Source organism: Maricaulis sp. (assembly GCF_017643475.1).
Lineage (GTDB): Bacteria > Pseudomonadota > Alphaproteobacteria > Caulobacterales > Maricaulaceae > Maricaulis.
This window is the reverse complement of the sequence record NZ_JAEPNI010000001.1, coordinates 113125-134611: the sequence shown is the minus strand read 5'-3', so window position 1 is coordinate 134611 and position 21487 is coordinate 113125. Positions and strand designations below refer to the sequence as shown.

Below are 21487 nucleotides of genomic sequence, written 5' to 3'. Positions count from 1 at the left end.
CGCAGACGGGATTCGGGGGCGATTCAGGCAGTAAAAATGCACTCTTCGCTGAGTTACAAATCTGCCACACGGGTCAAGCTTCAGTCCGGTCACGGATTTCCCGTGTCAAGCGAAGAATCTCCTGAATCAGGAGCGAAATGAAGTTGACCGACAACTCCCAAAGCGTAACCTTGCGACTTCTGAGGGCGACCATTCCCAGGCGGAGGATTATCCGGTGCCAGCGCGCGAATAGCAGCAGCTGGGTAGGGGGGAATTAAGCCATAAAAAACAAACACCTGACGCCTGCCTCGATGCAGGATACGCGAGAAGTGTGACCAAAGATGGCGTTGAATAATATTGCTGTTGCAGAAGCAAATCCGGTTGTATTCGAGACCCTGGAAGCAGACGCAATTTCGACTGTTTGGCGTAAAATTCGAGCGACCCTGAGAGACGAGTTTGGGGACGCTCTTTATTCTCAAGAGATTGCGCGTCTGCGCGTCCGTCGCTCGCAATCCGGTGCCGTTATTGTTCTCGCTCCGAGCACGTTCAATCGCGACTGGGTCGAGGATCATGCGGGTGCCAGAATTCGCGGACTTTGGGCCGAAATGGATTCCGACTTTACCGAGATCCAGATCCTGGCCGACGGTCAGGCCGAGGCTCAACCGGTGGTCGCGGAGTCGAGCAGGAAATCGGTCGAAAAGAGAGCGGCGGTCGCCGATCAGGTCGAACCTCGTTTCACCTTCGACAGTTTCCGCGTGGGTCCGGCCAATGAAGTCGCGGCTGCTGCAGCGCGCACCATGGTCTCGGCCTCCAGTCCGCCCTTCAATCCGGTCTTCTTCTATGGCGATTATGGTGTTGGAAAGACGCACCTCATGCACGCCGTCTGTTCCGCTGTTCAGCAGAACATGCCCGGCCGCAAGGCGCTCTATCTGACGGCCGAGGAATTCCTCTCCGGTTTTGTCACCGCCATGAAGGAGCGTGACACCATCAAGTTCAAGGAGACGATCCGCAGTGTCGATTGTCTCCTGATTGATGATGTCCACTTCATCGCCGGCAAGCCGAAGACAGAGGATGAGTTCCTGCACACGATCGCCGCGCTGATCGCCGAGAACAAACAGGTCGTGCTGGCGTCGCACCGGCCGCCATCGGATTTGCCGATGAGCGATAGTCGCCTGCGTTCGCTGCTGATCGGCGGCCTGTCCTGTCCGCTCGCCAAGCCGGACCTGGACCTGCGTCGCCAGATCCTGGACTGCAAGATCGCCCAGGCAAAGTGTCACTATCCGGCACTGGATGTTTCTGAGGCTGTTCGTGATTTCCTGGCGGCGCGCATCACGTCCAGCGCCCGTGAGCTGGAAGGCGTGCTCAATAATGTCATCTGTCGCACGGCCCTGCTGGGGCTGCCGGTCACGATGGATGCTGTGACCAGTGCGCTGCGCGACTTGTCGCTGACGTCCGAGAAACGCCTGACGGTCGACGAGATCCAGAAGGCTGTGGCGACACATTTCGGGGTGACGGCCGCGGACATCTGTTCGAAACGCCGGACCCAGTCCGTTGTGCGTCCGCGCCATGTGGCCATGTATCTGTCCAAGACGATGACCACGCGTTCGCTGCCGGATATCGGTCGCCGTTTTGGCGGTCGCGACCACTCCACGGTCATCCATGCGGTCAACAAGGTGACTTCCATGCTCGAGTCCGGCGACCCGATCGCCCAGGATGTCGATACGCTGACGCGTTCCCTGCGCGGTATCTGACACGAAAATTTTGCGTAACCGCTGGATAAAGTTCTTGCGGTTGCGCTTTTTCATGTATCCTCTTCCACCCCACCTTATTCGGTGTCGCTGATTTGTTTTCGCGACACTGCCTTACTGACGCTGATAGCGGAACGAGACATGAAGCTGACAATCGAGCGAGGCGCGCTCCTTAAAGCACTGGGTCACGTGCAGGCCGTGGTCGAAAAGCGAAATACGATCCCGATCCTGTCCAACGTTCTGATTTCTGCGGGTCCGGATGGCGTGAGTTTCGCCGCGACCGATCTCGACATTGAAATCCTTGAAGTGACTGAAGCGACGAGTGATGGCGAAGGCCTGTTCACGGCGCCGGCGCATACGCTCTATGACATTGCTCGCAAACTGCCGGACGGCGCTGACGTGACGCTGGAGATGAGTGGTTCGGATCCGCGCATCTCGCTGAAGGCTGGTCGCTCGAACTTCTCCCTGCCTTCGCTGCCGCCGGGTGATTTCCCGGTGATGCCATCCGAGGCGCTGGAGCATCGTTTCACCGTATCCGGTTCCGATCTGGTTCGCCTGATCGACAAGACCCGTTTCGCGATCTCTACCGAAGAGACGCGTTATTATCTCAACGGTATCCATCTGCACGCCGCTGACACGGATGGTCGCAAGACCCTGCGCGCTGTCGCGACCGATGGTGTTCGCCTGGCTCTGTCCGAGATTGACCTGCCGGAAGGCGCTGACGGCATGCCGGGCGTTATCGTGCCGCGCAAGACGGTCCAGGAAGTTCGTCGCCTGCTCGAGGATGCAGATGACGAAGTGGAGGTTTCGGTTTCCGAAGGCAAGATCCGCTTCAAGCTGGGCAATGCCACGCTGACATCCAAGCTGATTGATGGTGCCTTCCCGGATTATGAGCGTGTGATCCCGCGCGGTAACACCCGCACCATGTCGGTCGAGAACAAGCGTTTTGCCGAGGCGGTGGATCGTGTCGCGACGATCTCTGTCGAGAAATCCCGTTCCGTGAAACTCTCGCTTGGTGCTGACAGCCTGACGCTGGCGGTGAACAATCCGGAGAGCGGCCAGGCCGAGGAAGAACTCGCTGTATCCTACAAGGATGAGGGTTTCGCCATCGGTTTCAATGCCCGCTACATGCTGGACGTGGCATCCCAGATCGAGGGCGATGAAGCGCTTTTCCACTTCGCCGACAGTGCTTCTCCGGCCCTGGTGACCGATAGCGGCGATGCGGATGCGCTTTACGTGCTGATGCCGCTGCGCGTGTGACGGCGAATCTATCCGACATGACTTACCAGCCGCCGCAGGTTCCGCCTGCGGCGGTTCGTCGTTTGCGGCTGACGGATTATCGCTCCTATGGTTCGCTCGACCTGGAGCTGGACCAGCGCCCGCTGGCGCTTTACGGCTCCAACGGATCGGGCAAAACCAATCTGCTGGAAGCCATTTCCTTTTTTGCACCAGGCAAGGGGCTGCGCTCTGCCGGGGCCGACCAGGTCGCCCGCAAGGAGGCCGGCCAGCCGGCTGCAGTCTGGGGTGTCTATGCCGAGCTGGAGAGCCGTGGAGATATTTTCCGTCTCGGGGTTGGTGCACGTGAAGGTGCGCGACGGGAATGTCGACTGGAAGGTCAACCTGCGACGATCAACGAACTGGCACGCATGATGCCGATGATCTGGCTCACACCGGCCCAGGACAGGTTGTTTGCGGGGCCGCGGGCAGATCGTCTGAAATTCTTCGACCGGCTTGTCTATGCTGCCGACCCCGCGCTTGGCGAGGCGGCAAATGCCTATGAAAAACTGCGCACCAGACGCCAGAAACTGCTCGATGATGGTCGGCCCGATGACAGTTGGCTGAAGGCGCTGGAAATGGAGATGGCTGGTCATGGTGTCGCCATGGCGGCGGCACGTCTTGATGCCTTGATCCGTCTTCAGGCCGAGATTGATGTGCGCCCCGAAGGTGTTTTCCCAAAGGCGAATCTTTCACTGGATGGCGCGGTTGAGAGTGATCTGGCCGACGGGATGAAGATCGGGGAAGTCGAGGACCGGTTTGCCGAAGCCCTGCGCAATGGTCGTAGCCGTGATGCGGCGGCCGGGCGAACTTTGACCGCGGGTCCCCACCGGACCGAGCTCCTGGCGGCCCACCGGGAGAAGGACCAGCCGGCAGGCGATTGCTCGACGGGCGAGCAGAAGGCGCTGATCCTGACCCTGACGCTCGCCCAGGCCAGGGTCCTTTCGCGTCGGGCCGGGCTGGTGCCGCTCCTGCTGTTCGATGAGGCCTGCGCGCACCTTGATGCGGCGCGTCGGGAGGGGTTGAGCCGCGAAATCCTGGCCACCGGCAGCCAGGCCTGGCTGACCGGTGTGGAGCGGGTTCTGTTTGAACCCTTTGCAGACCAGGCCCAGTATTTCGAGATCGCACCGGGCCTGGTGAGTGCTGCTTGATCAGGCCGTCGCTGCGGCAGCCTGGTCCTCTTCCTCATTGGCGTTGAGGATCTGGAACACAGCGCCGCCGACAAGATCGGCCAGCGCATGCAGGATGATGCCGGGCCACAGCGATCCGCTCAGCAGGAAGACCAGGGTCAAGCCTATCGAGATCGGCACGATCCGCAACATGCCGGCTACGCCCTGATAGGCGTGGCCAAGAATGAAGATCACAACGGCCAGCGCTGCAGCCGCCGGGACCGGCATCCACAGGGCGAAAACGCCGATCAGGAAGCCGCGGAAGATGATTTCCTCGGTAATGCCGGCCGTCAGGGCAACCCAGTGAAAACGACGGTATTCTGCCTCGTTTTCCGGGCGGATGAGGTCGAGATCGCCAGCATCGCCGATCTGTTTGCGGATACTGTCGCGAGATTTGGCCGAAAACGCCATCGTCATGACCGTCCAGATGAAATACATCGCGCCCGCGGCGGTCAGGCCCCAGGCCAGCCAGCTGCGCCATCCATCCACGCCCAGGCCCAGGCCCAGCGAGCCGGCATCGCGACCGGACATCAGCCAAACGCCTGCTGTCACCGCGGTCAGCAGCCAGAGATGCACGATCACCTTGTTGTAGACCTTCAGGCGGGCGCCCTCGACACCGCTCTGGATGCGGGCCTTCTCGCGTCCCTCGGAGAGATAATTGTTGATGAAGAGGATGGCGATGGCAGCGAGGCCGGCTGCCAGGGCGGGTTCCTGCGAAATCCAGGTGAAAACCGTGTTCATGTGATTACCTTTCCAGTTCGCGCCTTGCTGCGGCGGGATTGAAATGCGAAACTATTATGTGAATGCGAATTCGCGTTCACATATAGGATGGAGAATGAAGTGAGTCAAGGCGCCCGCCCGGCCCTGCAATCGCGATCGCGTGCCACCCGTGACAAGCTGGTGGCGTCGCTGGAGCGTTGTCTGCGCAAAAAGACGTTTGAAAACATCACTGTGGCCGAAATCGCCAAGGAGGCGGGACTGGCTGTAGGCACGGTCTATCGACGCTTTGAAAACAAGGACGCCTTCATCCCGGTCCTGTTCGAGATCTATCGCTCGCGGCTGGATGAACTGCATGGCGAGGCCGGCGGTATCGAGGTGGATCCCAGTGGCGGCCTGCGCGCTGTGCTGCGCCAGATTGCCGAGAAGTCCTGGACCTTCATGCAGGAGCAGAAACACATCATCGCAGCGGCCCATCTTTATTCCCGGCTGCGGCCGGATCTGATCGGCGATGAATGGGATGATCTGCTGGAAGCCGGGGCCAAGGGTTATGAGGCATTGGTACACGCCTTCCCCAATGAGGTGCGACGTGATCCGGAAGAGGCGGGCCAGATGATGGCCTATCACTTCAACACAGCGCTGGCTGAGCGGGGCCTATATGGCGCCCATGGTGTCGCTGCGATGATGACGGTGTCGGATGAGGACTTTGTCCGTGCCATCGCGGACTTTGCATATGGCTACCTGGTCACGGAAGATGCGAAATGACGGCGCAATCCCTCGCCCTGTTCGCAGGAGCTCTGTTGCTGCTTTTTGTGACGCCGGGACCGGGCATTGCTGTCACGGTTTCCCGCACGCTGGATGCCGGCCCGGTCAATGCATCCGTTTACTGGGGTGGCATCCTGACCGGTGACATGTTCTGGCTGACGCTTGCGGTCAGCGGTCTCGCCGTCGTTTCGGATGGTCTTACGGGTGCCGCACCACCAGAGTCCCTCGCGAATTTCATGCTCGCTGCGAAACTGATTGGCGGCGGTTATATCGGATGGCTGGCCTACAGGGCCTTTCGCACGGCCTGGACGGGTGAACGCAAGGCGCTGGATTTCCCGGCCGGCTCGAAACGCGGACTTGTGGCGGCTTATGTCGCCGGAGTGGCGATGCCGCTGTCCAATCCCAAGCCGATTGCCTTCTATCTGGGTTTTGTACCGGCCTTTTTCGCGATCGATGCGATCGGGCCGGTGGATTATGTCTTGATGTTGATCACCATGGCGGTGATGGCGATCCCTGCAGGCCTGATCTATATCGGCGGCTCGCATCGGGCCCGTCACTGGATCCAGCGTCCGGAGATCCGCAGGATTGCCGACATCGCCACAGGCTGTGTTCTGGCCGGGATCGCCCTGCTCTTGCTGACGCGCTAGCGCCTATTCTCCTGCAATGTGGACAATGCGCCACTCGCTCTGGCGTCGAACCCAGACCTGGGTGCCATAGCCGGTTGGCTCCAGCACGTCTCCCGATTGCAGGACCACGCGCTGGTCATAGGTGTTGAGCAGGAGGATGGTATCCTCCGCGATGGTGCGAACGACAACCTGCGGGAAGTCGACCCGATCCAGGCTTTCGGTGGTGGCAAGCAAGGCGCGATATCCATCGGCCCAGCCCGGGAAGTCCCGGACCAGCTCTCCGGCCAGCGCAGCCGAGAAGCCGTCAGCCCAGAAATGCTTCAGCACCGCATCGGCATCGAGGCGGCGGGCATCTTCGACCATGTTGTGGAAATTGGCGCAGACCCGGGCTTCGTCAGCCGTCAGGGCAGCGCTGTTCTGGCAATCATCCGAACCGGGTTCGGAGCGGCTCGCCAGGACCGGTGCGGTCGTGACGAGTGTGAGAGCGACGGTCGCCCCCATCAACACATTCACTTTTTTCATCGCGGCGGGGGATAGGCGAAGCGAGCGCACAAGGCAAACGAAAATTCCACGGCAGGTCGGTTGAGAAGCACGACTCGCGCGCGTACGCGCGCGCATGTGCGCGCGACTAGCCGGACTCAAGCGAACAGGGTACAAAACCCTATGACTGAACAGGCGAATCACGAATATGGCGCAGACAGCATCAAGGTCCTCAAGGGCCTCGACGCCGTTCGCAAACGTCCGGGCATGTATATCGGTGACACCGATGACGGATCCGGCCTCCACCACATGGTCTACGAGGTTGTCGACAACGCGATCGACGAGGCCCTGGCCGGTCATTGTACGGCCGTGACGGCAACGCTGCACGCGGATGGCTCTGCCAGCGTGCGCGATGATGGCCGTGGCATCCCGACCGATATCCACCCGGAAGAGGGCGTTTCCGCGGCCCAGGTCATCATGACCCAGCTTCACGCCGGCGGTAAGTTCGACCAGAACTCCTACAAGGTTTCCGGTGGTCTGCACGGTGTGGGCGTCTCGGTGGTGAATGCCCTGTCCGACTGGATGGACCTGACCATCTGGCGCAACGGCCAGAAGCATTACATGCGTTTCCGCCGCGGTGAGGCCGAGGAAGACCTCAAGGTGATCGGTGATGCCGAAGGTGAAAAGGGCACGGAAGTGCGCTTTTTCCCGTCCTCGGACACGTTCTCGATGATCGAGTTCTCCCGCGAGACGCTGCAGCATCGCCTGCGCGAGCTGGCCTTCCTGAACTCCGGCGTGACCATCGTGCTGAAGGATGAGCGCGAAGCCGAGCCGTTCGAGGAGACCATGGTCTATGAGGGCGGCGTGGCCGCTTTTGTCAGCCATCTCGACCGCAACAAGACACCGATTTTCACGCCGCCGGTCCTGATCCAGGGCGAGCGCGAGGGTGTGACTGTCGAAGCCGCGCTGGAGTGGAATGACAGCTATCACGAGAATGTTCTCTGCTTCACCAACAACATCCCGCAGCGTGATGGGGGTACGCACCTCGCCGGTTTCCGTGCCGCGCTGACGCGGATTATCAACTCCTACGCCAACTCCTCGGGTCTGGCGGCCAAGGCGAAGGTGGCGATCTCCGGCGATGATGCGCGTGAAGGCCTGACCTGTGTGCTTTCGGCCAAGGTTCCGGATCCGAAGTTCTCGTCCCAGACCAAGGACAAGCTGGTCTCCTCCGAAGTGCGTCCCGCCGTGGAAGGCATTGTCGGCGAGGCGCTGTCGGAATGGTTCGAAGAGCACCCGAACGAAGCCAAGCAGATCGTCGGCAAGATCATCGAGGCAGCTGCCGCCCGTGAGGCTGCGCGCAAGGCGCGTGAACTGACCCGCCGCAAGTCGGCGCTGGATATCACCTCGCTGCCGGGCAAGCTGGCAGACTGCCAGGAGAAGGATCCGGCCAAGTCCGAACTCTTCATCGTGGAGGGTGACTCAGCTGGCGGTTCTGCAAAGCAGGGCCGTCATCGCGAGAACCAGGCCGTGCTGCCGCTGCGAGGCAAGATCCTCAATGTCGAGCGCGCGCGCTTCGACAAGATGCTGTCCTCGGAACAGGTCGGCACGCTGATCACGGCACTGGGCACGGGTATCGGTCGCGACCAGATCGATTACGACAAGCTGCGCTATCACAAGGTCATCATCATGACCGATGCCGATGTCGACGGCGCCCACATCCGTACACTCCTGCTGACCTTCTTCTACCGGCAGATGCCGGAGCTGATCGAGCGCGGGCATCTCTATATTGCCCAGCCACCGCTCTACAAGGTGATGAAGGGACGGTCCGAGCGTTATGTGAAGGACCAGCCGGAAATGGATGCCTATCTGGTCGAGGAAGGCGTCAATGATGCACGTCTGACCCTGGCAAATGGTGAAGTCATTATGGGGGCAGACCTGGCCGAACGCGTGGAAGCGGCGCGCCTGGTCAAGCTGTCGACCGAGCGTCTGAAGGCCCGTGCTCCGGCATTTGCGCTGGAAGCGGCGGCTCTGGCTGGCGCCCTGGTTGATGAGCCGAGCTCAGCGTCTGTCGAAGATACGGTTGTTCGCCTCAACCGCTATGCGGATGAAGGCGAGGACACCTGGTCCGGTCATCTCAATGACGAACATGCGCTGGTCTTCTCGCGCGATGTGCGCGGTGTTACCGAGACAGTCGTGCTGGACGCCCACTTGCGAGAGACACCGGATGCACGCCGCCTCAGCGAGCGTGGCCTGGCTATTGCCTCGGATTATGAAGGCCGCGCGCTTTATCAGCCGAAATCCGGCTCGGTGGACATCACCAGCCCGACCCAGCTGATCGATGCCGTGGTCACCGCCGGTGCCAAGGGTATGAAGATCCAGCGCTACAAGGGTCTGGGCGAGATGAACCCGGATCAGCTGCGCGAGACCACGCTGGACGCAGATGCGCGTTCCCTGCTGCAGGTCTCCGTGACCCATGCCGATACGGCTGACGAGCTGTTCTCCAAACTGATGGGCGATGTGGTGGAACCGCGCCGCGACTTCATCACCGAAAACGCCCTCGATGCCGAGGTGGACGCCTAGACCCGCCTTGCATGACAGGATTTTCGAGACCCGGCTGCCTGATGGTGGCCGGGTTTTCTGTCTGTTGGATTAACCCAGCCTGACCTCGACATGACTGCACCTTCAGATGCACTGGCCGCCCGTGCATGCGATAGATGTCGTGACCATTATGGAGGTTTAGAATGTTTGGGTTGGGCATTGCGGCGGTGTTGAGCGCCACGTCCGTTCTGGCGAGCGAGCCGCTGGTTCTGGCTGAAGAAGACATCCGGTTCGGTCGCAGCGGCCACATCATTATCGATGTCGAGGTCAATGGGCAGGGGCCTTACGCCTTTGTCGTGGACACCGGCGCGCAGACCAGTGTTGTGTTCGACAGCCTGATCGAAGAGCTGGACCTTGAGCCGTCGGACAGTGTGACGGTGCAGGGCGCTTCCGGTCCGCAGGAGAGCTATTTCTACAATCTCGAGGAATTGCGCGTCGACGAGGCCAGTGTCAGCGATGTGCGTGTCGTTGAGGGGCCGGCCGGTCTTTCCCGTGGCCTGGCGCGTTTCCGGACCTATGGCATGCTCGGTGCGGACCTGCTCAACGCCTATGGCGTAGAGTTCGATTTCGCCGACAACCGCTTTGTCCTCTACGACGCAGACGCGGATTTCTCGGCTGTTACGACGGGTTGGAGCCGCGCTGACTACGAGCTCAACGAAGTCGGATTTGCGACCTTTCCGGTGAGCATCAGCGGGGTTGAAGCGCACGCCATTCTAGATCTGGGCGCCGCTCACCATGTGATCAATGCCCCGAGCTTCGAGGCGCTTGGCTATAGCGAGGACGATGAGTTCGACGAGACCCGCCGCCTGCGTGGTTTTTCGGGTGAACAAGTTCGCGCGCCGATTATCAGCGATATCGATCTGGGCATGGGAAATCTGAGGCTCGACGATGTTCATGTTACCTATATGGACAGCGCGGTCTTCCGAATGCTCGGTCATGGCGACACCCCGGCGATGTTCATGGGCCTGCCCATGTTCGAAGACCGCCGCATCATCTTCGATCGCGCCAACAGCCAGCTGATCATCAGCTCGGAGGGCTAGGTAGGTACGACCGGATGGTGGACAGCCGAACCCGCCGTCCCGCTAGCGGCCCCGGATAGCACGTGTCAGCATCGCCCTGACTGGGGGTGCTGGCATGCGTCGATTTCTTGTTCTCCTTCTGCTGACCATCGGATTGATGGACGCTTTTGCGCGGCCGTTGGGATTTGGGGACGTGCGCTGGCTGCCCCGGCATGCGGCGGTCTGGCATGTCCTTCAATGGTATGGGCAGCGCGAGGGCGGACTGGGTGTGGGGGCTTATGAAAGCCTCGGCGCGGAGGAGCGCGCGCGGCGTCACCGGCGGATCTGGGAAATGCTCCAGATTATCGGAGCCTCCGACCCATTGATTGAATGGAACCTGCACAGCATGTCCGCCCGGGCGTCTATGGTACTAGGGGAATACGAACGCGCACTACAGGAATTTGCCGCGGCGGAAGCGCTCGCGGATCAGATTCTCATCGTCTTTGAGGATCGGCTTGCGGATGACTTGAGGCTCGCCTTTGAAGCTCGGCTTATCCTGCATGGCTCGGAGATAGCGATAGCCGAATTGTCCGCTGCAGAGGCGATGATGGCGTCGAACCGGGGGCGCATCGTTGAATGGCAAGCAACGCTCGGATTTGATGCCTATGAGGGTGAGCCCTATGTGGCCGAGCGGTTTCCGGAGTGGCATTCCGACGCCTATTGGAGCAGCGGTGGAGATTATGCCGTTCGCTGGCTCAACGTTCATACCCTGCTCAAACACCGCTATCCGGACCAAGCGCTGGCGCTGGTGTCGGCCGAGCGGATATACGGTTCGGGGCAGATCCGCTCTACGTTGGCAGCTGCCGCAGCCATGGCTGACGGTGCGCAGGTTGCCCAATCGGATCTGGAGCAGATGGGGATGTTTCTGGCACCTCTCGCACAATGGCAAGCCGACAATGGGTGGTGGAGTTTTACTGCCTCCGAGCTGGACTGGGGGCCACCGGTGCCGCCCGTCACGATGGGGCTTTATGCCCGGCTCGGCGATTGTGAGGCGTTTGACCGATTGGCGGCGCCAACCCAGGACTGGTTGAACCGTGAAGAGCTTGCCGACGTTACGGACTGGGAAACGCTTCACTCCGTCTGTGAAAATGCCAGCTTTCATGGCATCGCGAGTGCCGAACACTTCTGCTCCCGGCGTGATGCGATGTGGGATCAGGCGCGCGCTGGCTTTGTGGACAGTCCAGGTGTCCATTCGCCGCTCCCGCGTTTGCGTCCACAGCGCCGCGAATCCCTGACTTGCAGTTAGGGCCGAGAGGCGGAAGCGGACTTCCTTCTAACTGGCCACCCGCCTACACTCCGCGCATGATTATACGATCTCTTCTTGCTGGCCTGGGCGGTCTGGTGCTGGGCGCTGCGGCGGCCGTGTTCCTGGTGTTCGGGCCGGCTGATTTTGGCGGTGTCAGTGTTGGGCCATGGCGGACCAATATCCATGTCGGGTCACCGGACGCGCCGGATATCGTCCGCGCTGTTGTCGCGCGCCGCGGTCTGCTGGCGCTGAACCGGTCGGAGACGATCTACTTCTCGGCCGATGCGGACAGCGAGGGTCGCCCGCTGGAACAGGCTTGCGACTATCGAATTCTCTTCACTGACCGGCCTGATGCCCGCTGGTGGAGCCTGACGCTGTATGCCGAGGATGATTTCCTGCCGGTGGGCGGGCCCGGAGCCTATTCGATTTCCGCCGATGCTATTGGCGCGGAAGAAACCGGTTTTGTGGTGTCAGTCTCGGAGCGTCCGGCCATCGGCCACTGGATGAGCCCGGAAAATGCGGGGGCCTTCAACCTCACACTGCGTCTCTATAATCCGGGAGAGGCCATCGTAGAGGATCCAGCGACCGCTGTCCTTCCGGTGGTGGAGCGCCTGGCGTGCGGAGGTGGGGCATGAAACAGATCCTGATCCCGGTCGGCGCCGGTCTCGTCGGCCTCGTCCTGGGTTTCCAGGCAATGCTGGGCCTCTTGCCGGGCTTTATCATGGGCAAGGCGATGGAGCGGTTCGAGACGCTGGGCGGCGAGGCCAATCAAGCAGGCCATTTCCCGCCCATCGACGAGACGGCCCGCACTGTGGTCCGGCCCAGCCCGGACATCATCTATTCCGGTTGCATGTATGATGTTTCCAACGGCGCGGTCGCGATCACCCTGCCGGCGCTGGAAGGCGAGAGCTATGTCTCGGTCAGCTTCTTTGACGCCCGGACGAATAATTTCGCGGCCTTCAACAATCGTGATTTCGGTGGCGCGGCGGCCGAGATCCTGCTGCATGGCCCCGCGCCGGACCATACTCATACCGACCCGGGTTATGCCGATTACGACGAGAGCGTGCTGGCCCCGACATCGACCGGACTTGTGCTGTTGCGGCGGGTGCTTTCGGGTGGCGTGTCTGTGGAGGACGCCGACGCTCACCGCCGGCAGTTTGGCTGCGAGGCGCTCTAGTGCGCCTCGCCCCAGGTCGCGCCGGCCTTGGCGTCGACCTCCAGCGGGACGGAGAGTTGCAGCGCCGGGCGGCAGGCTTCTGACATGACTTTTTTGGTCAGGGCGATGAGGTCATCGGCCTGGTTTTCCGGGACCTCAAAGACCAGTTCGTCATGCACCTGCAACAGCATGCGAGCGTCCAGATTGGCCCGGTTGATGGCGTCGGGCATGCGGATCATGGCGCGGCGGATGACATCTGCGGCCGAACCCTGGATCGGAGCGTTGATGGCCTGGCGTTCGGCAAACATGCGCATGTTGGGATTCTTGTCGCGGATGGACGGGAAATGGGCGCGACGACCAAAGATCGTCTCGACAAAGCCGGTCTCCTTGGCCTCGGTTTTCATGCGCTCCATATAATCGGCAATGCCCGGGAATTTCTCGAAATAGGCATCGATGAAGGCCTTGGCTTCCTCACGCGAGACATCGATCTGGTTGGCCAGGCCAAAGGCTGAAATACCATAGATGACGCCGAAATTGATCGCCTTGGCCTTGCGGCGAACCATCGGGTCCATGCCCTCGATGGGCGTGTCAAAGACTTCCGACGCCGTCATGGCATGGATGTCGACACCATTCCGGAAGGCGTCTTTCAGGGCACCCACACCGGCGATATGTGCGAGCAGGCGCAGCTCGACCTGGGAATAGTCGGCTGCGACCAGGACATTGCCCGGCTCGGCGATGAAGACTTCGCGGATCTTGCGGCCTTCCTCGGTGCGGATCGGGATGTTCTGCAGGTTCGGATCGGTTGAGGACAGGCGCCCCGTCGTGGTCGAGGCCAGCGAGAACGAACCATGCACCCGCTTGGTCAGCGGATTGATGTGCGAGATCAGCGCGTCGGCATAGGTGGATTTGAGCTTCTGGAACTGGCGATATTCCAGCAGCGCGACCGGCAGGGCATGTCCTTCGGCGGCCAGGCTGTCGAGCACGGCGGCATCGGTGGACCAGGCGCCCGTCTTGGTTTTCTTGCCCCCCGGCAGGCCCATCTCGCCGAACAGGATCTCGCCAATCTGTTTGGGCGAGCCGAGATTGAATTCGCGGCCTGCCGCTTCGTGGGCGGTGGCCTCGGCGGCCATCATCTTCTGGGCGAAGTCGGAAGAGAGGCGATGCAGCTGGTCCGGATCGACCTTGATGCCGGCGCGTTCCATGTCGGACAGCACCTGCGGCATGGGCCGTTCCAGCGTCTCGTAGACGGTGGCCTTTTTCTTGGCGACCATGGCCGGTTTCAGGATCTCCCACAGGCGCAGGGTCACATCGGCGTCTTCCGCCGCGTATTCCGTGGCCTTGTCGAGGGCGACCTTGTCGAAGGAGATCTGGGATTTGCCGGTGCCGCAGACATCCTTGAAGGACAGGCAGGTATGGCCCAGATGGCGCTCGGCCATGGCGTCCATGCCATGTTTTTCCAGCCCCGCCGCCATGACATAGGAAATCAGCATCGTGTCGTCATAGGGCGCGACGGTGATGTCATAACGACCAAAAACGGCGAGGTCATATTTGAAGTTCTGGCCGACTTTCAGGATGGCCGGGTTTTCCAGCATCGGGCGCAGCACATCGAGGGCGGCCTGCATGTCGATCTGTTCCGGCGCCGCACCGGTATCGAACATGTCGCCCGAGCCCTGTGGGTCGACGTGGGCGAGCGGGATGTAACAGGCTTCGCCCGGCGCAGTGGCCAGGCTGACACCGACCAGGCCGGAGGCGGTGGCCGAGAGCGCGTCCGTCTCACAATCCACCGCGACAATGCCCACCTCTTCACAGCGTGCGATCCAGCGTTCCAGATCGGCCATCGTGGTCACGCACTCATATTTGGAGCGATCAATTGGTGCGGTGGCGTCACCCGTCTCGTCGGCGACTGGGCCGCCCAAGGCCTCCTCGACCTTGCGAGTGAATGTGCGGAATTCCATGCCCTTGAGAAAGCCGACCAGGGTTTCCGGATCCGGGTCGGACATGCCGAACTCTTCCAGCGGCGTATCGATGGGCGTGTCGACCTTCAGCGTCACCAGGTCACGGGAAATGCGCGCATCATCGGCATGATTGAGCAGTTTCTCGCGGCGGCCCTTCTGCTTGATCTCCTCGGCCCGCGCGAGCAGCGTATCGAGATCGCCATATTCATTGATCAACAGGGCCGCGGTTTTCACACCGATGCCGGGGACACCCGGAACATTGTCGACACTGTCGCCGGCCAGGGACTGGATATCGATCACCTTGTCCGGACCGACGCCGAACTTCTCGTGCACTTCCGGGGCCTGGATGCGCTTGTTTTTCATGGCGTCGAACATGGTGATCTTGTCCGAGACCAGCTGCATCAGATCCTTGTCCGAGGAGACGATGGTGACGTCCGCGCCCTTGGCCTCGGCCTGGCGGGCATAGGTCGCGATCAGGTCATCCGCCTCAAAGCCTTCCTTCTCGATCGAGGGCGTGCCAAAGGCGCGCGTCGCATCGCGGATGATGGAGAATTGCGGCACCAGGTCCTCCGGTGCGGGCGGGCGGTGGGCCTTGTATTGCGGGTACATGTCATTGCGGAAGGACTTGCCGGAATGATCAAAGATCACCGCCAGGTGCGAGGGCTGGTCCTCACCCTTGAGGTCCTCCAGCAGCTTCCACAACATGTTGCAAAAGCCCTGCACAGCCCCCACCGGCGTACCGTCTGACCGGGTCAGCGGCGGCAGGGCGTGATAGGCGCGGAAGATATAGCCTGACCCGTCGATCAGATAGATATGACTGTTCTCGTCGACCGGTTTCGTGATGGCCATTCCGCTTCCCCTCGTTTGAGTCGCCAAACACTAGCGCGCGTCGCCTGCCGGGAGAATGCCAAGCTGCTGAGATTGCTGACAGTGGGGGGCTGGAGGGATTTTATCTTCCCCTCTGGGGAAGTGGGCTCGCCGAAGCCTTGGCGAAGGTGAGGTCGAAGGGGACGAGCGTAGCGAGCTGATTTCCGCGTTCCGGATCACCTCCCCGGTGGGGAGGGTCCGGAGCTTGAATCTCATCCAGGCAGTTCGCCTTACAGGGTTATTCAGGTCAAGGGCGCACAGCGCCGCTTCGCGGTTACACCCTTGACCTGAATAACCCTGCAAGGCCCCATCTCGGCATGAGGCTTAAGGGGAAAAGGGGGGCTCAACCCCCGTTGCGTCACCCCGCCGTGTCATTGCCCGCCTTGCACGCCGAAACCCCATCTCCCCCGGACGAGCGCAGCGAGATCCAGGGCCGACTGGCCCATCAAGGCCGAGGGGGGACAGCGCCCGGGTCAATCACCACAGACAGCACGTGCGCCAACTGTTAGCGTGCGCAGGAGTTGCGTTGGGGGAAGTCATGAAGCTCTTGTTCCGCGGATTTCTGGTCCTTTTGCTGGTCTGGCTGGTGGGCGCGTATTTTGTGCCAAAACGCATGCAGGACGGGCCGTTGGGCATCGCGATACAGCTGCATCCCGTCGATTTTGCCGCACAGTGGGGCATGCATTGTGCCCGAGAGCAGGGCGAGTTGAACGGGATTCAATACGCGTTCAAGGGAGGTTCCGACCGTCTCGATCGGGCGCATCAATGCTTGTCCATTGTGCGCCGTTTGCACTCTCCCAATCACCGGACGGGGCCGCGCATTCAGGAACAATGGCTGACTTACCTGAATTTCTCAGGCCGAGATGCCGAGGCGCTCTCAGGCTGGCTGCAGATCGCGCGATCCGAGGACATTGCATTTACGTTTGGACCGGAAAGTGACAATGCAGAAGCATGGCACGCCGCCATCTGGTCGGCCACGCGGATGGATGATCCCGCGCTCGTCGTCCGCCTGGGCCGCGAAGCTCTGGCGACTCTCTCATCGCGGGAGTTTGCCGAGCGCGTTGCGGCACACCCGTTCTGGGACACGGCGCTGGCTGCTGTTAGCCACACAAATACGATTCACCAGACTATCAATGGTCAGCGAATACCCAACTGGGCGTGGACGCGACTCTCAATAGCGGAAATGGTTGTCGCAGCTCTAGTTGCAGATGGGCGAGTCGAAGAGGCCGTGAAGGTTTTGGACGACCTCTATGCGCAAGAGCCTTTCGTGTCGGGACGGTTCGATCTGACTGAGCATCACGCCGCGATGAATTCTATGCTCGGGGACGCGCTAGATGATCGAGCGCGGCTCGAAGCCGCCCTGGCATACTGGCGCCCGATTGTTGATCGCGACATCGAGCGACTTTCCGATCCCACAGTCTATTCCGGGGGCGAGAATCTTCGGGCGTTGAGATTGACGCTTGCGCTTCTCGGGCAGCTGGACCGCTGCGATGAGGCCGCCGCAATCGCGGATGCCTTGCCGATCGGCGAGGATTTGCCAGCGGCGTTTGAGCGTCCTGAGGATCGGTATCTCGCCAATGATCACGACTGGTATCATTTTCAGTGTGTCGCAGCCTCCTTGTCTGGCAATGACGCGGTGGCCCAACACGCATGTGGTCTGCGTGATCAGCTGGGGGCCAGCCTGACGGGCGAGGAGTTTCAGGCCCTTTATCTCCCCATTTTCGAAGAACCTCTTCCTCGTCCGGAACCCTCCGCCTGTTTCCTAGGCGAATAACCGCCGCTCAAACTCACCGTCACCCCGATGAAGATCGGGGCCCAGTTCGTCGAGCGAGGGTGTTTCAGAGAAGGGTGCCTTCTGGAGCAGGCCCCAGCCTTACGAACTGGGTCCCTGCCTTCGCAGGGATGACGGATGATTTTGTGGCTCGCCCGCTTTCCACGTCCACCACCCGCTGGACCTTCACCTCCAGACATGCATGCTGCCGCCAGTTCGAGAAGGGATCCGACATGCTGGTGGAGTTTCTGGCGCGATTGTTTGGGGGTGCGCAGGGCGCGGGTGAGAACACCGCGCCGCAATTCGTGCGCCTGGCGCACCCGGTCTCCGACCGCCCTGACCGGCCCGCGAAGTTCGGCCGCAGTGCCAACTGGCTCGCTGTGCGTTCTGCTGATCCGCAGGCCGTGGTCGATGCGTTGGGTCTGGAAGATGTCCAGGCCAGCAACTGGGCCTCGGGCCTCAAGATGACGCAGGAGATGAGCGCGGCGGGGTTTGGCAAGCTGGCGATCAATCCGGCAGCCTTTGTGACGCCGGTGATTGATGGCTGGGTCGCGGTCACGACGCGGCATCTCGGCCCGGTCGATGAATTGTCGGTTGTCGAGGTGGAAGAGGTGCTGGAACAGCTCTCCGCAAACTTCGGCGAGGCCCAGTATTTCGGCGCCTTTCCCGGCGCAGGCTACATCGCCTGGTATCGCGCCCGCGACGGCAAGCTGACCCGCGGCCTCACCTATGTGGGTCAGGGCGATGGTTTCCTAGACAATTTCGGAGAGACCACGCCGGAAGAGATCGAACTGGGCTTTGGCGACCTCACCGGACGTGAACCGGAGGAGATGCAGGACCTGACCCCGGCCGAGGATGATCACCTGCGCGTGGCTGAGCTCTGGAGCTTCAATCCGGACTTGCTGGAGGATCGCGAGGATCTGGACAAGAGCACGGGGCTGCTGGGGCATTTCCCGGAAGGCTAATGCCCCTCCGCTGCCTTGTCCGCCTCGCGCTTGTTGCGGGCCAGGATGTTCAGCGTCTCCACGAAGAGGGAGAAGGCGATGGCGAAGTAGAGATAGCCGCGCGGGATGTGGAAGCCGAGACCGTCGGCGACCAGGGCCATGCCGACCAGCAGGATGAAACACAGGGCCAGCATTTTCGCGGTGGCGTATTTCTCCAGGAAACCGGCAACCGACTTGGCCGAGGCGACCATGATGATGGTCGAGATGACCACGGCCAGGACCATGACGGCCAGGCGGATGCCTTCGGCGCCGTCACCGCCCAGATCGCGGGTCATGCCCACGGCGGTCAGCACACTGTCCAGCGAGAAGACCATGTTGATGGCGGTCATCTGGGCGACCACGATGAACATGGAAGAGACCTTGCCGCCGCCAGTGCCGTGATGCTCGCCCTCGATCGTGTCGTGGATTTCCTCGGTGCCCTTCCACAACAGGAAGAGACCGCCGCCAAACAGGATCACATCCTCCAGCGTGATATCCATCAGCACTTCGGGATGGTCCGGATCCGCCAGGCCGGCAAACATCTCTGGCAGGGTGAAGAGCGTGGCGTGGGTCAGCCCGGTCAGCCAGACCAGGGCAAACAGCAAGAGGATGCGCATTGCCGCGCCGGACCAGATGCCGATATCGCGGCCCTTGGCCTGTTTTTCCTCGGGCAGTCGCTGCGAGGCAACCGAAACAAAGACCACATTGTCCACACCCAGCACGACTTCCAGGAAGGTCAGCGTCAGCAAGGACATCCAGACGGCAGGCGAGGTGAGAAATTCGATCATGAATGGTCGTCCCGGTTGTAGGGTCTTTGTGCACTCCTAACGTGCTGCGGGTGTGATGTCATCCGCGATCTCGGTCTCGCCTTCGCTGAAGCTTCGGCAAGTGTCCTAGAGGAAGCTGTAGGGATCGATATCCACCGACACCCGTACCGAGGGCGGCGTCTTGATGCGCTTGCGCCAGGCGCGGACATAGGCGGACATGTCGATGGTCTTGTCAGCGCGCACGAGAACGCGCCGGCGGTGCCAGCCGCGCACGATGGCGAGCGGGGGTTCGGCCGGGCCCCAGATTTCCACACCGTCAGTGACGGGCGCTGCTGCTGCGAAATTGGCCGCCGCGTCCTCGACGGCCTTGGGGTTCATGGCCATGAAACCGATCGAGGCCATGCGCCCGAACGGCGGCAGGCCTAGCATTTCACGCGCCATGATTTCGGTTTCCAGGAAAGCGTCCCGGTCCCCTGCGACAAGGGCCTGGATGGCTTCGTGTTCGGGCTGGTGGGTTTGCAGGAGGGCGCGTCCCGGGCGTTCGGCACGGCCGGCCCGGCCCGCCACCTGGACCAGGGTCTGATAGGTGCGCTCGCCTGCACGTGGATCACCGCCCGCCAGGCCCAGATCCGCGTCGATCACGCCGACCAGGGTCAGGTTGGGGAAGTTGTGTCCCTTGGCGGCAATCTGGGTGCCGACCAGGATATCGATCTCGCTGTTTTCCATGCGCTCGACAATGTCGGCACCGGAGGAGCTGTCCGAGGAATAGATCTCGACCCGGGCTTCGGGGAAAAGATGGCGCGCTTCCTCGGCGACCCGTTCCACGCCGGGCCCTACAGAGGTCAGGCTGTCCTCGGCCTTGCAGTTCGGGCACAGCTTGGGTTTGGGCATGGAAAAGCCGGTGACGTGACAGACCAGGCGGCCGGTATAACGGTGTTCGACCAGATAGGACTGGGTGTCCGGCGAAACCATGCGGTGTCCGCACTTGCGGCACAGGACCAGCGGCGCGTAACCGCGGCGGTTGAGATAGAGCAGGCTCTGTTCGCCGCGCTCCAGCGTATCGCGCATGGCCTCGATCAGCGGCGGGGAGAGCCAGCGACCGTCCTCGGCCGGGGTCTCGCGCAGGTCAATTGTATCAACCGCCGGCAGGATAGCCGCACCGGGACGGGCTGGCAGGCGGACATGCACATAACGCCCGGCCTGGGCATTGGTCAGGCTCTCCAGCGACGGCGTCGCCGAAGCCAGGATGACATTGGCACCTTCCAGCTTGGCCCGGACCACGGCCAGATCACGCGCCTGGTAATGCAACCCCTCTCCCTGTTTGTAGGTGGGGTCATGCTCCTCATCGACGATGATCATCTTGAGATTGGGGAAGGGCAGGAACAGCGCGGATCGCGCGCCGACAACGATACGGGCGCGACCTTCCGCGATTTCGCGCCAGGCGCGGCGGCGGTTCTTCGGCCCGGCACCGGAATGCCAGAGGGCCGGCTGCGCGCCGAAGCGTTTCTCGAACCGGCTGAGCACGGCCTCGGTCAGCGCGATCTCCGGCAGCATGATCAGGATCTGGGCCCGCTCGTCCTGGCGCAGGATCTCGGCGATGGCTTCGAAATAGACCTCCGTCTTGCCCGAACCGGTGACACCGTCCAGCAGGGCAGACTGGAAGCCCCCTGTCTTCACCAGGCGTCGGAGCACACCGGCGGCTTCTGCCTGGAGCTGTGTCAGCGGCAACCCTTCCAGCTCCGGATCCGGCCTGTCGAAGGGTGGATCAACCAGCTTGATGATCGAGTGCAGGGCCCCCGCCTCGGCCAGGCCCTTTACAACACCGGAGCTGACCCCGGCCTCGCGAGCGATATCGGCGGCACTGGCTTCTCCAAGGCTTTCCACCGCATCGAGCACTTTTTCGCGCGCGGCAGTCATGCGCGGAGGTTCCGCATCACCGCGGACATAGAGTGTCTCGGTCGGCGAGGGTTTTAGTGCGTCCTGGCTGCGCAGGACCGACCGCAGGAGGATGCCGGGCGGCTGGACCAGATACTTCGCGGCCCAGTCGACGAGATTGCGTGTGCCTTCGGGGATGGGTGCGCCATCCATGCGGCTTTCCACCGATTTGAGTTCCCGTTCGCCGGGGCCGTCCTTGATGGCCCAGACCACGCCGTGGGCGCGGCGCTGACCGAGCGGGGCAATCACATGATCACCCGGGTGGAGCTCCAGGCCCTCGGGCACCCAATAGTCAAACGCCTCCGGCAGCGGCATCGGAAAAAGTACCGCGGCTCGGCTTTGCGATTTCACTTTCGGCTCGGTCACAGGGCAGAATGTCAAAAATGATTCGG

At 61.7% G+C, this 21487-nt stretch carries 17 protein-coding genes; 12 read left to right on the top strand and 5 right to left on the bottom strand.

All coding sequences use genetic code 11. From position 1 onward, the window contains the following. Positions 1-320: 320 nt before the first annotated feature. The 3 genes from dnaA to recF all read left to right on the top strand — a co-directional run bounded on the left by dnaA (position 321) and on the right by recF (position 4153). On the top strand, positions 321-1730 hold the full coding sequence (gene dnaA / locus JJ889_RS00640) for a chromosomal replication initiator protein DnaA (RefSeq protein WP_291890824.1): 1410 nt from the start codon (positions 321-323) through the stop codon (positions 1728-1730). Between the two features lie 138 nt (positions 1731-1868). Then, a complete protein-coding gene (gene dnaN / locus JJ889_RS00635) occupies positions 1869-2987 on the top strand; it encodes a DNA polymerase III subunit beta (protein ID WP_291890823.1) in 1119 nt (372 codons plus the stop codon). A 17-nt stretch (positions 2988-3004) separates the two neighbouring features. Next, a complete protein-coding gene (gene recF / locus JJ889_RS00630; RefSeq protein WP_291890822.1) occupies positions 3005-4153 on the top strand; it encodes a DNA replication/repair protein RecF in 1149 nt (382 codons plus the stop codon). Here recF and JJ889_RS00625 read toward each other — a convergent pair whose 3' ends face one another. Then, entirely contained in the window at positions 4154-4912 is a 759-nt protein-coding gene (locus JJ889_RS00625) for a CPBP family intramembrane glutamic endopeptidase (protein ID WP_291890821.1), read from the bottom strand. A 99-nt stretch (positions 4913-5011) separates the two neighbouring features. Between JJ889_RS00625 and JJ889_RS00620 the strand changes: the two genes are divergently transcribed. Both JJ889_RS00620 and JJ889_RS00615 read left to right on the top strand, forming a co-directional pair. Beyond that, positions 5012-5653: a TetR/AcrR family transcriptional regulator gene (locus JJ889_RS00620; protein WP_291890820.1), complete on the top strand. Its 642-nt coding sequence runs from the start codon at positions 5012-5014 to the stop codon at positions 5651-5653. Beyond that, positions 5650-6300, top strand: a complete 651-nt coding sequence (locus JJ889_RS00615) for a LysE family translocator (protein WP_291890819.1) — start codon at positions 5650-5652, stop codon at positions 6298-6300. Before JJ889_RS00620 ends, JJ889_RS00615 begins: the two co-directional genes overlap by 4 nt. Before the next feature lie 3 nt (positions 6301-6303). Here the strand turns inward: JJ889_RS00615 and JJ889_RS00610 are convergent, their stop codons facing one another. Continuing rightward, positions 6304-6780 (bottom strand): nuclear transport factor 2 family protein, encoded by a 477-nt coding sequence (locus JJ889_RS00610; protein ID WP_291890818.1) that lies wholly within the window; start codon positions 6778-6780, stop codon positions 6304-6306. 162 nt (positions 6781-6942) lie between these two features. Between JJ889_RS00610 and gyrB the strand changes: the two genes are divergently transcribed. From gyrB to JJ889_RS00585, 5 genes are all read left to right on the top strand, one after another. Next, positions 6943-9339, top strand: a complete 2397-nt coding sequence (gene gyrB / locus JJ889_RS00605) for a DNA topoisomerase (ATP-hydrolyzing) subunit B (RefSeq protein ID WP_291890817.1) — start codon at positions 6943-6945, stop codon at positions 9337-9339. Between the two features lie 161 nt (positions 9340-9500). After that, entirely contained in the window at positions 9501-10397 is an 897-nt protein-coding gene (locus JJ889_RS00600; RefSeq protein ID WP_291890816.1) for a retroviral-like aspartic protease family protein, read from the top strand. Between the two features lie 94 nt (positions 10398-10491). Further along, positions 10492-11661 carry a hypothetical protein gene (locus JJ889_RS00595; RefSeq protein WP_291890815.1) on the top strand — a complete coding sequence of 390 codons (1170 nt, stop codon included), beginning with the start codon at positions 10492-10494 and terminating at the stop codon, positions 11659-11661. A gap of 56 nt (positions 11662-11717) precedes the next feature. Next, positions 11718-12296, top strand: a complete 579-nt coding sequence (locus tag JJ889_RS00590; protein WP_291890814.1) for a DUF1214 domain-containing protein — start codon at positions 11718-11720, stop codon at positions 12294-12296. Next, positions 12293-12838 carry a DUF1254 domain-containing protein gene (locus JJ889_RS00585; RefSeq protein ID WP_291890813.1) on the top strand — a complete coding sequence of 182 codons (546 nt, stop codon included), beginning with the start codon at positions 12293-12295 and terminating at the stop codon, positions 12836-12838. Before JJ889_RS00590 ends, JJ889_RS00585 begins: the two co-directional genes overlap by 4 nt. On the opposite strand, the gene polA is transcribed toward JJ889_RS00585, so the two are convergent. Continuing rightward, on the bottom strand, positions 12835-15621 hold the full coding sequence (gene polA / locus JJ889_RS00580; RefSeq protein ID WP_291890812.1) for a DNA polymerase I: 2787 nt from the start codon (positions 15619-15621) through the stop codon (positions 12835-12837). The two genes, JJ889_RS00585 and polA, sit on opposite strands and share 4 nt — an antisense overlap. Positions 15622-16177: 556 nt before the next feature. Here polA and JJ889_RS00575 point away from each other — a divergent pair. Together JJ889_RS00575 and JJ889_RS00570 are read left to right on the top strand one after the other, a co-directional pair. Further along, on the top strand, positions 16178-17413 hold the full coding sequence (locus tag JJ889_RS00575) for a hypothetical protein (RefSeq protein WP_291890811.1): 1236 nt from the start codon (positions 16178-16180) through the stop codon (positions 17411-17413). 143 nt (positions 17414-17556) lie between these two features. Further along, positions 17557-18375, top strand: a complete 819-nt coding sequence (locus JJ889_RS00570; protein ID WP_291890810.1) for a hypothetical protein — start codon at positions 17557-17559, stop codon at positions 18373-18375. On the opposite strand, the gene JJ889_RS00565 is transcribed toward JJ889_RS00570, so the two are convergent. Beyond that, entirely contained in the window at positions 18372-19181 is an 810-nt protein-coding gene (locus JJ889_RS00565) for a TerC family protein (protein ID WP_291890809.1), read from the bottom strand. The genes JJ889_RS00570 and JJ889_RS00565 overlap by 4 nt on opposite strands. A gap of 105 nt (positions 19182-19286) precedes the next feature. Next, positions 19287-21446, bottom strand: a complete 2160-nt coding sequence (locus JJ889_RS00560) for a primosomal protein N' (RefSeq protein ID WP_291890808.1) — start codon at positions 21444-21446, stop codon at positions 19287-19289. Positions 21447-21487: the final 41 nt, after the last annotated feature.